The following is a 12,624-nucleotide window of genomic DNA, read 5'->3' on the forward strand; positions in this document are numbered from 1 at the left end:
GGGAAGATTAGCCGGTAAGCAGCACAACTTCCAGTCACAGGGCGACCGAATTACTCGACGATTTTCAACTGTGGCGTCGGTGCCTCGTTCTTGTTCAGAAGGGCCTGATAAGGGTCACTGCTGCTGAGCATCATGTCCACGGCGCGGCGTAGCAACTGCCGCCTGCCGCGCCGGGAATAAAACCCGCCCGGAACCTGGCTGGTTTCCAGCAGGAATTGCCGGTAACAGCGATAGGCGTCGACATCCGGCGCGTCTGGTTCAGCAAAAAATACGGCGATCGACTGCTGTGATACGAAGTCGGTCTTGTCATAAACCGAACGTCCGAAAATACGCAGCGGAATACCCCGCCACAAAACCTGCTGCCCCGCAGTGGAATTCACGGTGACGGCCGAATTTGCCTCATCCAGCAAACCTGCCAGTTTTCCGCCTGGGACATAGTGAACACGGTTCTGCACCCCGTGTTTCCTGGCAATCTCCATGGCGCGCAGGTGCAATGGTTCACGGTGGTTTTCCAAAGGGTGCTCTTTCACGACCAGCCTGTGATGTGCCGGTGCGCCTTGCGCGAATCCTGCGATGACCAGTTCCAGAAAATCGGACATGCAGGAGAATTCGGAATGGGCCTGAACCGAACTGTCATGCCCCAGTTGCAGCAACACGAGGTGATAGGGGAAGCCCCCCCACCTGACGCGCGCCGTGGCAATGCCGCGTTGCAGGCGATGAACAGGCATCAGCATCAGACGTTTGAAATACAACCGGAATTCCTGTGAAACCGACAGATCACGATGAGGCCGGAAATTGCGGTATCTCTTGTTCAGGAACATGACGAACCAATGATAGAGGGCACCGTAGAATATGTGTTGCCGCATATCCCCCCAATGCGACGGTGGCGGGGGCGTTTTGCTTTCCGACCGGGCCAGAGCCTGCCGCATCTGGTCGACATCCAGTGACATCAGGCGCGAATGCCCGTTTGACCCGTCCCGCTCGTACGTGACCCACCAGGGCCGCAGGTAGCCTTCTTCGAAAACGTGAACTGTCAGCCCTTGAGACTTCGCAATCTCAACTGCGCGGGCGTGGACCGGTCTCGTGTCGCCATAAAGAACGATATCCGTGACGCCTTTGTCGGCAATCAACCTGTTCAATGTCTCGGGCCAATCGCCGGGCGTGTTCCGGAATGCGATGAAACTTGCCTTGTCGAACCAGAACGCCTGATCCCCCGCATTGAACCCAACCCGCCAGACCTGTGCCCCCGTGGCGCGCAACATCTGCCCGAGTGTCGAGAAAAACGGCCCGTGAGGTCCCTGAAGAAACAGGAAGACCCGTTTGTCTGAGCCTGAAGGCATTTGCGGCATCTGGACTGCTCTTTTTTGGTTTTGTTGCCGAAACTATGCCCGTTTGGGCCTTGTACGGCAAGGCGGGGCTTGCCCGCGCGGCCCATTGGGCTTACCTCGACGGTGAAAAGCAGGCACAGGTTAGGAACTGAGGGTTAACGGAATGTTCACAGGGATCGTCACCGACATCGGCACCGTCACCGAGCTGGAACAGCAGGGGGATCTGCGCGCCCGGATCAAGACGGCCTATGACACGGCCGGTATCGATATCGGAGCCTCGATTGCCAGTGATGGTGTGTGCCTGACGGTGATCGCGCTGGGCGACGATTGGTATGATGTTCAGATCAGCGCCGAGACGGTTTCGAAGACCAATCTTGATACCTGGGCCGTCGGCAAACGTGTCAATCTGGAGCGAGCGCTGAAAGTCGGTGATGAACTGGGCGGTCACATCGTTTCGGGTCATGTGGATGGCGTGGCCGATGTGGTCGCGGTCGAAGATGAAGGCGACAGCACACGTGTCACCTTGCGTGCACCGAAGGAACTGGCGCGGTTCATAGCGCCCAAAGGGTCGGTTGCGCTGAACGGGACATCGCTGACGGTCAATGACGTGAATGATTGCGAGTTTGGCATCAATTTCATCCCTCACACCAAAGAAGTCACGACCTGGGGCGACGTGGGTGTGGGCGATCGCGTCAATCTTGAGATCGATACGCTGGCCCGGTACGTCGCGCGCCTGGCCGAGATGTCCTGATACGTCGCGTCGGAAAACCCCAGCGCCGTTTGTGGACTGGTCTTTGCGCCCTCAGTGGTCTATTCCGCCGAGCAAACCTGCCATGTGAAAGGCTGCCCCATGAGCTTTGAAACCCCCGGACCGGTCGAGGCCCAGTTGCGTGACGCGATCAGCCCGATCGAAGAAATCATCGAAGAGGCGCGCGCCGGCCGGATGTACATTCTGGTCGATCACGAAGATCGCGAGAACGAAGGCGATCTGGTGATCCCGGCGGAGTTTGCGGATGCCGAGGCGATCAACTTCATGGCGACCCACGGGCGCGGCCTGATCTGTCTGCCGATGACGGCGGAACGGATAGATGCGCTGGGCTTGCCGATGATGGCCGTGAACAACTCATCCCGCCACGAGACGGCCTTTACGGTTTCGATTGAGGCGCGCGAAGGTGTCAGCACCGGGATTTCAGCCGCCGACCGGGCGCTGACCGTGGCGACCGCAATCAACGAACAGAACACGATGGCGCATATCGCCACCCCGGGCCATGTCTTCCCGTTGCGGGCAAAGCGGGGCGGGGTGCTGGTGCGCGCAGGCCATACCGAGGCCGCCGTGGATATCTCGCGGCTTGCCGGGCTGAACCCGTCAGGCGTGATCTGCGAGATCATGAATGAAGACGGAACCATGGCGCGCCTGCCGGATCTGGTCGAGTTCGCCAAAAACCACAACATGAAAATCGGCACGATCAGCGATCTGATCAGCTATCGGTCGCGCAATGACAATCTGGTTGTCGAGACTTCTCGTCAAACAGTCACCTCGGAATACGGCGGTGAGTGGGAAATGCGGATTTTCACCGATCAGACCCACGGCATTGAACATGTTGTCATGATCAAAGGCGACATCACCACGCCCGAGCCCGTTCTGACGCGCACGCACGCCCTGCATGAAGCGCCGGATATCCTGGGGCTTGGTCCGAAATCATCCCGCGAGTTGCCGCGCGCGATGGAAAAGATCGCCGAAGAGGGCCGCGGAGTGGTCTGCCTGTTCCGCCAGCCGCGCAACTCGTTGTATGCGGTCGAGGATGAAGGCCCGCGCACCATCAAGCAAACCGGTCTTGGGGCGCAGATCCTGTCCAAGATGGGGATTCAGGAACTGGTGCTTCTGACCGACTCTCCTGAAACGGTGTATCTTGGGCTGGACGCGTTTGGCCTGTCAATCGTCGGCACCCGCTCGATTCTGAAGGAAGACTGAACATGGCTGAACAAGACAAACACGGAATTCTGCCGACACCCAGCTTCGACAAGCCGGTGAAACTGCTGATCGTGGCCGCTCCGTTCTACCGCTCGATCGCCGACAACCTGATTGCAGGTGCCACGGCCGAGATCGCAGCGGCTGGCGGCACCTGCGAAGTGGTCGAAGTGCCCGGCGCGCTGGAAATTCCCACGGCCATCGCCATGGCCGACCGACAGTGCAACTTTGACGGCTATGTCGCGCTTGGCTGCGTCATCCGCGGTGAGACCACGCATTACGAAACCGTCTGCAACGACTCCAGCCGCGCGATCCAGCTGCTGGGCCTACAGGGGCTGTGCATCGGCAACGGCATCCTGACGGTCGAGAATGACGAGCAGGCCGAAGTTCGCGCCGATCCGGAAAAGATGAATAAAGGGGGTGGCGCGGCCGCTGCGGCCTTGCATCTGATCGCGCTCAGCCGTAAGTGGGGCGCTTCGAAAAAGGGCGTCGGATTCAAGCCGCCGTCCGAGTCCATCCTGGTGGCGGGCGACAGCAACGGATCAACGACAACATGACCCAGACAGACACGCCGAAACCGGCAAACCGGAAACGCCTGATGAAATCCGCAGCGCGGCTTTATGCCGTGCAGGCGCTGTTCCAGATGGAGCAGTCGGGCCAGACGACCGAGCAGGTGGTCAACGAGTTTCTGGACCACCGGTTCGGCGCGGTCTACGAGGGCGACGAGATGCTTGAGGGCGACAGCACGCTGTTCCGCAAGCTGGTGGATGACGCGGTGAACTATCAGGCGCCGATCGACCAGATGACCGACCGCGCGCTGGTGGCGAAATGGCCGATCGCGCGCATCGACCCGACCCTGCGCGCGCTGTTTCGCGCGGCGGGTGCGGAACTGACCCAAAGCGGCACACCGCCCAAAGTGGTGATCACCGAGTTTGTCGATGTGGCACGTGCCTTTTTTCCAGAAGGTAAAGAACCCAAATTCGTCAATGCCGTGCTGGATCACATGGCGCGCGAGGCGCAGCCCGAGGCGTTCTGACACGTTTACCTGAACCAGACATGCGCTAGCATTGTTGTCGAAGCGCAAGGAGGTTCGCCATGCCCAAACTGATCCGCCTGTATATCACGCAAGTCGCCTGGGGTTTTGTCATTTCGGCCGTGTTTGTCGGGGTGCTCTTGGCGCTGAACATCGCGAACCTTCGGCATCTGATCTCCGGGTCGGAAATCGGCCTGATCGCGTTGGTGATGATCTGGTTCATGAACGGCATCGTCTTTGCCGGCGTTCAGTTCGCGTACAAGATCATGAGCATGGCGGAAAAGCCGCAGGGGCCGCGTCGGGGAACACCGGTCGCACACAGCTTCGAGCCGGCAACCGTGAAACAGGAAGCCCACGCAGGGCGCTGATATTTCAGGGAAAGTGCGGCGGGACCACCAGTCAACCGTGCGGTTTGATTCCCGAGGACCTGTATGTACAGGTGGGCGCCGGGTAATCAGGCCAGGACCTGAACAGAGCCAGCCCCCTCGGAATTGCTTAAGGCCACCAGAATGCTACCTGTCACAAGAAGGGCAGAACCCGCCACGCGCTTAAGTAGGGTGTCTGACGGGTTCGCGCAAGAGGTCAGGCGTCAACAGTTTCGTGCAATGACACACGCAACTTGCCGAAATGTTCATCCCACCCTTTGTCCAGAGCCAGGATCAGATCAAATGCTGCGACGCCTTGCGGTAATCCTTCGTGCACAAGCTCAAGACGTGTGCCGCCCAAGACCGGTTCCAATGTCCATTTGACCACGCTTACAGCGTCCCCCATCGGTTTGACGGTAAAGGTGTGTTCAAGATATTTGGGGGGGCGGGCGATACGGACCTCTCCCCAGATCAGTAAGTCGCCGCTTGTCGTGCCGAACATCTCAAGCTTCTGACCTTCTGCCAGTGTTCTTTCCGGTTTGTGGAACCATTCCGCCAGATGCTCCGGCTCCGTCAGATAGGCCCAAACGGTTTCCGGTTCCGCCCTGAGGAAAATCGATTTCTTCAATACGGCATCAGTCATTTTGTTTCCTTTCAATAGCTTCCTTGAGAGAGTTGAGGCGGTCGTCCCAGAACTGGTCAAAATAGCTGAGCCAGTCGAGCACCGGGGCCATGCCCTTAGGTTCAAGTCGATTGATGCGTTCCCGGCCGCGCGCTTCGACTGTGATCAACCCACCGTCGGACAGAATCGTCAGGTGTTTTTTGACCGCAGCGCGGGTCATGTCGAACCGGTCCGTCAACTGCCCGATCGTCATGTCCTGTGACGAGAGCAGTCGCACGATGTTCCGGCGTGTGGGATCGGCCAGCGCGCGAAACGCGTTTTGAGTTTGGTTCTCCATAAGCAACCTCAGGAATAGTACCGTTTGGTACTACATTAATGCGATACCAAAAGGTACTATGTCAAGACGCAAAGGTGCTTTACTTTTGTTCGCTAATTGTTCACATTTTCGGCTATGACTTTGGATCTGCAACCTGGACAGAGACTGGCACGTGGCGTCGCGCGGCATCTTGCGGCGCATGGCTTTGTTTCCGTAGAGGAATTCGTACCCGCGCGCGGGTTGCGCGTGGACGTGATGGGGCTGGGGCCAAAGGGTGAGTTGTGGGTGATTGAGTGCAAATCCAGCCGTGCCGATTATCAGTCGGATTCGAAGTGGCAGGGCTATTTGGAATGGTGTGACCGATTCTTCTGGGCCGTCGACACAGATTTCCCGACCGATCTGTTGCCTGATGAAACAGGCCTGATCATCGCCGATGCCTATGATGCGGAAATCGTGCGCATGGCGCCCGAGGACAAAATCGCACCGGCGCGGCGCAAGAAGATGATCCAGAAATTTGCAACGGATGCCGCGCGCCGTTTACACGCGCTTCGGGATCCCAGGCTGTAAGGTCAGCCTTTGACCGCAAGGGCGGCTTGTACCGCAGCGCGAATTTCGTCGGCGATTTCTTCTGCTTCTTCCGGGTCAAAATCCATCGGTATTTCGATGCCGTCAGCTTCGATGAACAGGCGGACCATACCCTGATCGGTCGGACCGATTTGCAGGTTTGCCTGAATGTCGCGTTCGGTATTGATGCCCATCTGTGCCTCCGAGACTGAGCGTTCCTGCTAGCGCGCACGGGGTTGAGAATCAAGTCACCTTTGCGGTCAGATAAGATATGAAAGACGCCGTTCTCAGACCCTTTCACCCCGATGACGCCGCGTGGCTGGTTGAACAGCACGGTCTGCTTTATGCGCGCGACGAAGGGTTTGATGACAGCTTTGCGCCCCTGGTGGCCAGCATCCTTGACGACTTCATCGCCAACAGTGACCCCGAGCTTGAAAGAGGCTGGATCGCCGAGCAGGACGGGCAGCGTCTGGGCAGTATTTTCTGCGTTGCTGTTGACCGGAATATCGCCAAGTTGCGGCTGTTTCTGCTTGTCCCGAAAGCACGAGGGCTGGGGCTGGGAAAGCGCCTGCTACAAGCATGCACTGCCTTCGCACGCGGGGCAGGATACAAAGAAATGGTTCTGTGGACGCACGAAAGCCATACCGCCGCCTGCGCACTTTACAAGGCGTCCGGCTGGGAATTGACAGACAGCAAAGCGGTGCATTCCTTCGGTGTCGACCTTGTCGAACAAAGCTGGAAATTTCGGCTTTAATCCTCTTGCATTCCGCGGGCGTGTTCGGTACATCGCCCCTCACGAGTGCCGCCTTAGCTCAGTTGGTTAGAGCGCTGGATTGTGGATCCAGAGGTCCCCTGTTCAAGCCAGGGAGGCGGTACCACTTCTCCCCTTTTGAATGTGCTAAAAAACGTGTGGGCGCGCGGTGATTGGCGTTGATTTGGTTTGGTGTCCAGACGTGACTGGCGCGCCGAAACTCAGCGCGCCAGGTTCAGTTTGAACCGCATCTTGGCCCGTTTTGCGACCGGTAGGTGCCGGTTCAGGCGTTTGTTGATCAGGCCAAAGCCCCCGACGATTACCAGCGTCAGCAGGATGAAATAGAACGCCAGTATCGGGTATGGGATGAACGGGTTGAACGTCTTGTCCGCAAAGTAACTGGCGTAATACAGGGCGTCTCCGCGTTGCTGCCAGGCCGGGAAGGCTGAAAAGAAGACCAGCGTTGTCGCGTGGAAAAGAAAGATTGCTTCGTTTGTGTAGGCAGGCCAGGCAAGCCGCAACATGGTGGGCCAGACGATCCGGCGAAAACGGGCCCAGCCTGACATGCCATAGGCATCTGCGGCTTCGATATCGCCCTTGGGAATGGACCTTAGCGCTCCGTAAAAGATCTCGCCTGAATAGGCGGCAGTGTTGAGGAACAGCACGATCAGCGCCCCCAGCCAGGCCGAGGTGAAGGCGTCGAACATCGGGTTGGATTTCTTCAGCGACAGGAACAGGAAATAAGCGAAGAAAAACTGGATAAACAAGGGCGAGCCGCGAAACAGGAAAATGAACCATTCCGAAGGCTTGCGAAGCCATTTGTTTGCTGACGCCTTGCCGACGGCCAGGGCCGTGGCCAGAAAGAAGCCGGTCGCCAGCGCCATGATCCCGAAATAGACATTCCAGATCATCCCCGACCCGATCAGCGTGAACTGTTCGCACAGGGTGAAGTCACTTTTGGGCAGTAGCCGCTCGCCGAGACCCAGGGACCGAAGGCCGTAATCTTGAATCGTCTGCAAGCAGCTCATGCCGTGGTCTCCTTGCGCAGAAGCTCGCCGCCGGACGTGGCCTGCCCGTGGGATAGTTTTCGCATCAGCTTTTCAAGCCCAAGTTCAGACACGCGCGTCATGCCGAGGTAGAAGACAAGCAGGAACAGGAAGTACCACATGCGCCAGTCGCCATGCGGATACTGGGTGAACTTGGACGTCTTGGTGCCGCCAAGTTCGCGGGCCCAATAAACGATGTCTTCGATTCCCAGCAGGAACAGCAGCGGAGTAGCCTTGATGAGAACCATCCAAAGATTTGACAGGCCGGGCAGGGCATAAACCCACATCTGCGGCACAAGGATGCGCCAGAAGGTCTGACGACGGGACATGCCATATGCTTCGGCGGTTTCAAGCTGCGCGTGGGGCACGGCGCGCATTCCACCAAACAGAACGTTTGCCGCAAACGCCCCGAAAACAATCGAGAAGGTAACGACGGCCAGGAAGAAGCCATAGGTTTCATGCACCCATTCCGGTGCAGTCCCCAATGGCAGCTTGGCCGCCTGACAGACGATAAAGTCATTTCCCTGCCGGATCGGGTCGGTCCATTCGGGGCACAATATCTTGTGCCGCGTCCATTCGAACGCCTGATCCAGGGCTATCACGAAAAACAGGAAGAAAGCGATGTCCGGGACACCGCGCACGATGGCAATATACCCTTTGCCCAGCCAACTCAGGGGCGGGAAATGTGATCGGGCGGCCATTGCGCCAACAAAACCAAACGCCAATGCGACCGGCGCGGTCACCGCCAGCAATCCCAACACCTTGAGGAACGACAGGTAGAAGGACCAGTGCACGCCGTTGGTCAGGTAGCAGGAGAACCAGCGGAATGTTCCGAGCGTGTCAGGGTCAGCGCAATAGGAAAACATGAAGCGTCTTTCGAACGTCATACCCGGTTATTCCACCGGGCAGGGTTCGGCGCGATGGACGCGCCGAACCGCTTGATACGGATTAGTTTGTAACGACCGAACCGTCAGCGTTGTAGGTCGGAACGCCTTCGCCGAACCACTTGATGATCAGTTCATTCAACGAACCGTCCGCTTTCATCGATGTGATCGCCTCATCGAACTTTCCACGCAGTTCGCCATCCGATTCACGGATGCCCAGCCCGATGCCACCGCCCAGCGGCACGTCATCACCCACAAAGACCAGCTCTCCGGCGGATTCCTCGACGATCGGCACCAGGAAGTCCTTGTCGGCAAACACGGCATCGGCTTCACCGTTGCGCACGGCTGCGATGGTTTCTTCCGGAGTTGCAAACTCGACCAGTGTCGCGCCCGACTCGGCTACGTGGCCTGCCTGAATGGTGGCGGTCTGTGCGGCAACGACGCCGGTGGAGACATCAACATCCTCGGACGCACCGACATAGGCCGAAGCCGCAGGCGGGAAGTAGTTCTGGGTGAAGTCGATGACTTCGTCACGTTCGTCGGTGATCGACATGCCTGCGATGATGGTGTCGTAGTTGCCCGAGACCAGGTTCGGAATGATCGAATCCCAGTCATTCTTGACCCATTCACATTCCAGATTTGCGCGCTTGCACAGTTCGTCGCCGACTTCACGCTCGAAGCCGTCGATTTCGCCTGCATCATTGATGAAGTTGTACGGAGGGTAGGCGCCCTCGGTCCCCATGCGGACCGTGTCGGCCATGGCGATACCGGCGGTCAGGGCCAGTGCGGCAGTGGACAGAATCAGATTTTTCATTGGTTGCTCCCCAGTTTGGTTCTGTTTTTGAAGTTAAGCCGCCTGAGTGGCGGAGAGAAAACCCCGAAGCCGTTCGGATTCAGGAGATGTGAAGATATCTTCCGGCGTGCCTTCTTCCTCGATCAGGCCCTGGTGCAGGAACACCACGTGGCTTGAAATGTCGGCGGCCATTTTCATGTCATGCGTTACGATGATCATGGTGCGCCCTTCGGCGGCCAGGTCCTTGATCACCTTTATCACTTCCTGTTCCAGTTCAGGGTCCAAAGCCGAAGTCGGTTCATCAAACAGCAGGGCTTCGGGTTCCATGCACAGGCCGCGGGCGATGGCGGCGCGTTGTTGCTGCCCGCCCGACAATTGCGCCGGATAGGCGTCGCATTTGTCGCCGATGCCAACTTTGTCCAGATACTTGCGCGCGCTGTCTTCAACCTCGGCCCTGTCGCGCCCCAGAACGGTCACTGGGGCCTCCATCACATTTTGCAGGATGGTCATATGAGCCCAAAGATTGAACTGTTGAAACACCATCGACAGGTTGGTGCGTATGCGCAGAACCTGTTTGGAGTCGGCGGGGCGGCGCCCGTGCTTTTCCCCGGACCATTTGACAGGCTCACCCTTGAAAAGGATTTCTCCTTGCTGGCTGTCCTCCAAAAGGTTGCAGCACCGCAAAAGCGTCGATTTGCCGGACCCAGACGACCCAATCAGTGATACCACGTCACCGCGATGTGCCGTGATATCGACCCCCTTCAACACCTCTAGATTTCCGAAGCTTTTGTGAAGGTCTTTGATTTCGATGACGGGGGCAGTTTCTGTCACGGGCAGTCCAGTGGTTGGTGGTGTTGGTGCGGTACTAGGACCGAAAAAAAAGGTCAATGCAATGCGCAAATGACAGAATCAAGCGGAGAAACATCCAAATTGGCCAAAATCAGTCGTCAAATTGGGCAGTCGCTGATCCGCTATCTTTGGGAGAAGGCGGAGTGGGGACAGCCAGGTAGTGCGCCGCGGGAATATCGATCAACCCGCGTATATGCAGCAATCGCTGGTCGTCGTCGCAAAGCTGGTCAATTGCGGCCCGAACAGCGCCTGCAATGACCTGCGGATTCTGACTCATCGATGTGATGTAGGGAAGGGTCGGAGTCGGAGTCGTTCTTGCCAGTTCGCGCAGTTTGGTTCCCAAATTGCTATGTTGTTGCAGCATCAGCCACGTCAACATGTCCAGCGCGGCAAAGTCCGCTTTGCCACCTGCGACGGCTTGGGCAGACAGCGCATGCCCGCCGGTTTCCAACAGTCCGGCGGGGTGCAGGTTTGCCTGGATCATATGTGTGATCGGGGCTGCCCAGCCGGATTGGGACAAGCCCTCATTATACGCGAAAACCCCTGTGCTCAGCCCCGCCAGATCCCGGTCGTCGTCATTCCGTGCCACAAAGACCGAGCAATAGTATCCGGGGGGACATCCAGGCAGGTCATAGTCCGGAGTGCCAACCAGTTGCACGTGACCATGCAATCGGGTTCGAAACGGCATGCCGCAGGTTTGTGCCAGAATCAGGTTTGGGTCCTGCCAGACCGCCCACACGTCTTTGTCGCGGTTAAGGTGTTCGGGACCTGATCCAAGTTGGGCACGAATCAGGTTCCAGAACCTGTCATTGGCGGCTTGCAGGGCAGGCATGTCATACATGCCCAGCGTGGCAATCACGATTTTGCAGCCTTTTGCCGTGCCAAAGCGGAATCCACGTCACTTACGCCCAGAAGACTGACCACCAGACGCAGCAGCGAATCTTCCTCGCTGGTGCGGTGCCCATCGGCCAATGCCACGGACCACAGCGCCTGAACGACCGCAAGCCGATCTTCATAGGCAACCGCCTCTTTGATGGCTCGGGTAAAGCGGACGGTGTCCGGGGCCTCGGCCTCAAGATCTTCGGCGCGGGCACGCAGGGCGGCGCATTCGAACGGGGACAGGCCATAGCGTTGCGCCGAAATTCGGTCGATACGGGCCATTTCGGTATCGGAATAGTCATTGTCGGACCGCGCCAGACGCACCAGCAGGGCCGTAAGGGCCAGGCGGGCATCATCGTCGACAAGAGGATCGGGCTGAGGCTGCGTAAGCCTGGAAAGAAACTCACTGAACATGCGTTAGATATAGCGAGCGTCTAACCCACATCCAAGCGGCTTTGAACGCGTTCACGCGCAGCCTTGCTGTCGTTAAAGCTTAACCCCATGGCAACGCGGGCTTCCTCGACGATTTTCACCTCGCCTTCGTCGGTGTTTCCATCTGCCAAGACAACTTCCCACAGCGCATCCAGAGCGGCCAGGCGTTCCTTCAGATCCGTGGTCTCGCGGATCAGCTTGCCGAAGGTATCGGTATCCGGCGCGGCCGCATGAAGCTTTTCGCAAGTGGCGCGCACCTTGGCTGCTTCGATTGCGTTATGCTGGTAAAGACGGGCCAGGATTTTGTCGATCAGGCGGATCTCTTCCAGCTTGTAGTCCCGATCAGCCTGCGCCACGCGCACCATGAGCGCGCCCAGAGCAAGTTCGGCATCCGGGTCCGGAAGATGTTCATGCTGGGGCGGTCTGAGCGCCTGAAGGAACTTTTTCAACATGGTAAAAGATTATTCCATATTTTGTGGTGCGCCAAGCGTAGTCTACCCGTCATAGCCCTGAATGATCACAAGATCGCCCATCGATACCGGGGCGCGCAGTGCTTTGGCTTTCTGGTATGCTTCGCTTTCGTAACAGGCAAGCGCATCCTCATAGCTGGGAAATTCGATCACAACGGTCCGGGCGCGCGCTGCGCCTTCCTTCACTTCGCGCTTTCCTCCGCGTGTCAGAAAGCGCGCACCATAAGCTTTAAAGGGCTCCGCATTTGCAGCAATGTAGGTCTTGTACGTGTCCATGTCGTCCACATCGACATGTGCAACCCAATAGCCTTTCATCAGGCTTG

At 57.9% G+C, this 12,624-nt stretch carries 19 protein-coding genes and 1 tRNA gene; 8 read left to right on the forward strand and 12 right to left on the reverse strand.

Annotated elements, in window-relative coordinates; genetic code table 11:
* Positions 1-50: 50 nt before the first annotated feature.
* The gene (locus I9185_RS01260) at positions 51-1,349 is read right to left on the reverse strand and encodes a capsular biosynthesis protein (protein ID WP_210092158.1); all 1,299 of its coding nucleotides are present in this window, start codon (positions 1,347-1,349) and stop codon (positions 51-53) included.
* A gap of 142 nt (positions 1,350-1,491) precedes the next feature.
* On the opposite strand from I9185_RS01260, the gene I9185_RS01265 reads away from it, so the two are divergent.
* The 5 genes from I9185_RS01265 to I9185_RS01285 all read left to right on the forward strand — a co-directional run bounded on the left by I9185_RS01265 (position 1,492) and on the right by I9185_RS01285 (position 4,698).
* On the forward strand, positions 1,492-2,079 hold the full coding sequence (locus I9185_RS01265) for a riboflavin synthase (protein WP_171723521.1): 588 nt from the start codon (positions 1,492-1,494) through the stop codon (positions 2,077-2,079).
* Between the two features lie 99 nt (positions 2,080-2,178).
* Positions 2,179-3,300, forward strand: a complete 1,122-nt coding sequence (ribB, locus tag I9185_RS01270) for a 3,4-dihydroxy-2-butanone-4-phosphate synthase (protein WP_171723520.1) — start codon at positions 2,179-2,181, stop codon at positions 3,298-3,300.
* Between the two features lie 2 nt (positions 3,301-3,302).
* The gene (locus I9185_RS01275; protein WP_209833480.1) at positions 3,303-3,854 is read left to right on the forward strand and encodes a 6,7-dimethyl-8-ribityllumazine synthase; all 552 of its coding nucleotides are present in this window, start codon (positions 3,303-3,305) and stop codon (positions 3,852-3,854) included.
* Positions 3,851-4,333, forward strand: coding sequence for a transcription antitermination factor NusB (gene nusB, locus I9185_RS01280; RefSeq protein WP_171119535.1), 483 nt, complete (start codon positions 3,851-3,853; stop codon positions 4,331-4,333). The genes I9185_RS01275 and nusB overlap by 4 nt, the downstream gene beginning before the upstream one ends.
* Positions 4,334-4,392: 59 nt before the next feature.
* The gene (locus tag I9185_RS01285) at positions 4,393-4,698 is read left to right on the forward strand and encodes a hypothetical protein (RefSeq protein WP_210092159.1); all 306 of its coding nucleotides are present in this window, start codon (positions 4,393-4,395) and stop codon (positions 4,696-4,698) included.
* A gap of 214 nt (positions 4,699-4,912) precedes the next feature.
* Here the strand turns inward: I9185_RS01285 and I9185_RS01290 are convergent, their stop codons facing one another.
* On the reverse strand, positions 4,913-5,338 hold the full coding sequence (locus I9185_RS01290; RefSeq protein ID WP_210092160.1) for an SRPBCC domain-containing protein: 426 nt from the start codon (positions 5,336-5,338) through the stop codon (positions 4,913-4,915).
* Positions 5,331-5,654, reverse strand: a complete 324-nt coding sequence (locus I9185_RS01295) for a metalloregulator ArsR/SmtB family transcription factor (protein ID WP_171363162.1) — start codon at positions 5,652-5,654, stop codon at positions 5,331-5,333. Before I9185_RS01295 ends, I9185_RS01290 begins: the two co-directional genes overlap by 8 nt.
* A gap of 114 nt (positions 5,655-5,768) precedes the next feature.
* On the opposite strand from I9185_RS01295, the gene I9185_RS01300 reads away from it, so the two are divergent.
* Positions 5,769-6,200, forward strand: a complete 432-nt coding sequence (locus I9185_RS01300; RefSeq protein WP_210092161.1) for an MmcB family DNA repair protein — start codon at positions 5,769-5,771, stop codon at positions 6,198-6,200.
* A gap of 2 nt (positions 6,201-6,202) precedes the next feature.
* Here the strand turns inward: I9185_RS01300 and I9185_RS01305 are convergent, their stop codons facing one another.
* The gene (locus tag I9185_RS01305; protein ID WP_152457562.1) at positions 6,203-6,391 is read right to left on the reverse strand and encodes a DUF6324 family protein; all 189 of its coding nucleotides are present in this window, start codon (positions 6,389-6,391) and stop codon (positions 6,203-6,205) included.
* A gap of 77 nt (positions 6,392-6,468) precedes the next feature.
* On the opposite strand from I9185_RS01305, the gene I9185_RS01310 reads away from it, so the two are divergent.
* Both I9185_RS01310 and I9185_RS01315 read left to right on the forward strand, forming a co-directional pair.
* Positions 6,469-6,951 (forward strand): GNAT family N-acetyltransferase, encoded by a 483-nt coding sequence (locus I9185_RS01310; protein ID WP_210092162.1) that lies wholly within the window; start codon positions 6,469-6,471, stop codon positions 6,949-6,951.
* 47 nt (positions 6,952-6,998) lie between these two features.
* Positions 6,999-7,075: transfer RNA gene (locus I9185_RS01315), tRNA-His, on the forward strand.
* 94 nt (positions 7,076-7,169) lie between these two features.
* Here I9185_RS01315 and I9185_RS01320 read toward each other — a convergent pair.
* The 8 genes from I9185_RS01320 to I9185_RS01355 form a co-directional block, all read right to left on the reverse strand.
* Positions 7,170-7,976, reverse strand: a complete 807-nt coding sequence (locus I9185_RS01320) for an ABC transporter permease subunit (RefSeq protein WP_209833474.1) — start codon at positions 7,974-7,976, stop codon at positions 7,170-7,172.
* On the reverse strand, positions 7,973-8,860 hold the full coding sequence (locus tag I9185_RS01325) for an ABC transporter permease subunit (RefSeq protein WP_171170555.1): 888 nt from the start codon (positions 8,858-8,860) through the stop codon (positions 7,973-7,975). The genes I9185_RS01320 and I9185_RS01325 overlap by 4 nt, the downstream gene beginning before the upstream one ends.
* A gap of 82 nt (positions 8,861-8,942) precedes the next feature.
* The gene (locus tag I9185_RS01330; protein WP_171723514.1) at positions 8,943-9,692 is read right to left on the reverse strand and encodes a transporter substrate-binding domain-containing protein; all 750 of its coding nucleotides are present in this window, start codon (positions 9,690-9,692) and stop codon (positions 8,943-8,945) included.
* A 33-nt stretch (positions 9,693-9,725) separates the two neighbouring features.
* On the reverse strand, positions 9,726-10,502 hold the full coding sequence (locus I9185_RS01335) for an ATP-binding cassette domain-containing protein (protein WP_171633399.1): 777 nt from the start codon (positions 10,500-10,502) through the stop codon (positions 9,726-9,728).
* A 109-nt stretch (positions 10,503-10,611) separates the two neighbouring features.
* On the reverse strand, positions 10,612-11,379 hold the full coding sequence (locus tag I9185_RS01340) for a PhnD/SsuA/transferrin family substrate-binding protein (RefSeq protein WP_210092163.1): 768 nt from the start codon (positions 11,377-11,379) through the stop codon (positions 10,612-10,614).
* Positions 11,376-11,813, reverse strand: a complete 438-nt coding sequence (locus I9185_RS01345; RefSeq protein ID WP_152457569.1) for a TerB family tellurite resistance protein — start codon at positions 11,811-11,813, stop codon at positions 11,376-11,378. Before I9185_RS01345 ends, I9185_RS01340 begins: the two co-directional genes overlap by 4 nt.
* Before the next feature lie 20 nt (positions 11,814-11,833).
* The gene (locus tag I9185_RS01350; protein WP_171633393.1) at positions 11,834-12,283 is read right to left on the reverse strand and encodes a TerB family tellurite resistance protein; all 450 of its coding nucleotides are present in this window, start codon (positions 12,281-12,283) and stop codon (positions 11,834-11,836) included.
* A 42-nt stretch (positions 12,284-12,325) separates the two neighbouring features.
* A complete protein-coding gene (locus I9185_RS01355) occupies positions 12,326-12,619 on the reverse strand; it encodes a DUF1330 domain-containing protein (protein WP_209833731.1) in 294 nt (97 codons plus the stop codon).
* Positions 12,620-12,624 lie beyond the last annotated feature (5 nt).

The organism is Ruegeria sp. HKCCSP346, assembly GCF_017872595.1.
Classification (GTDB): Bacteria; Pseudomonadota; Alphaproteobacteria; order Rhodobacterales; family Rhodobacteraceae; genus Ruegeria.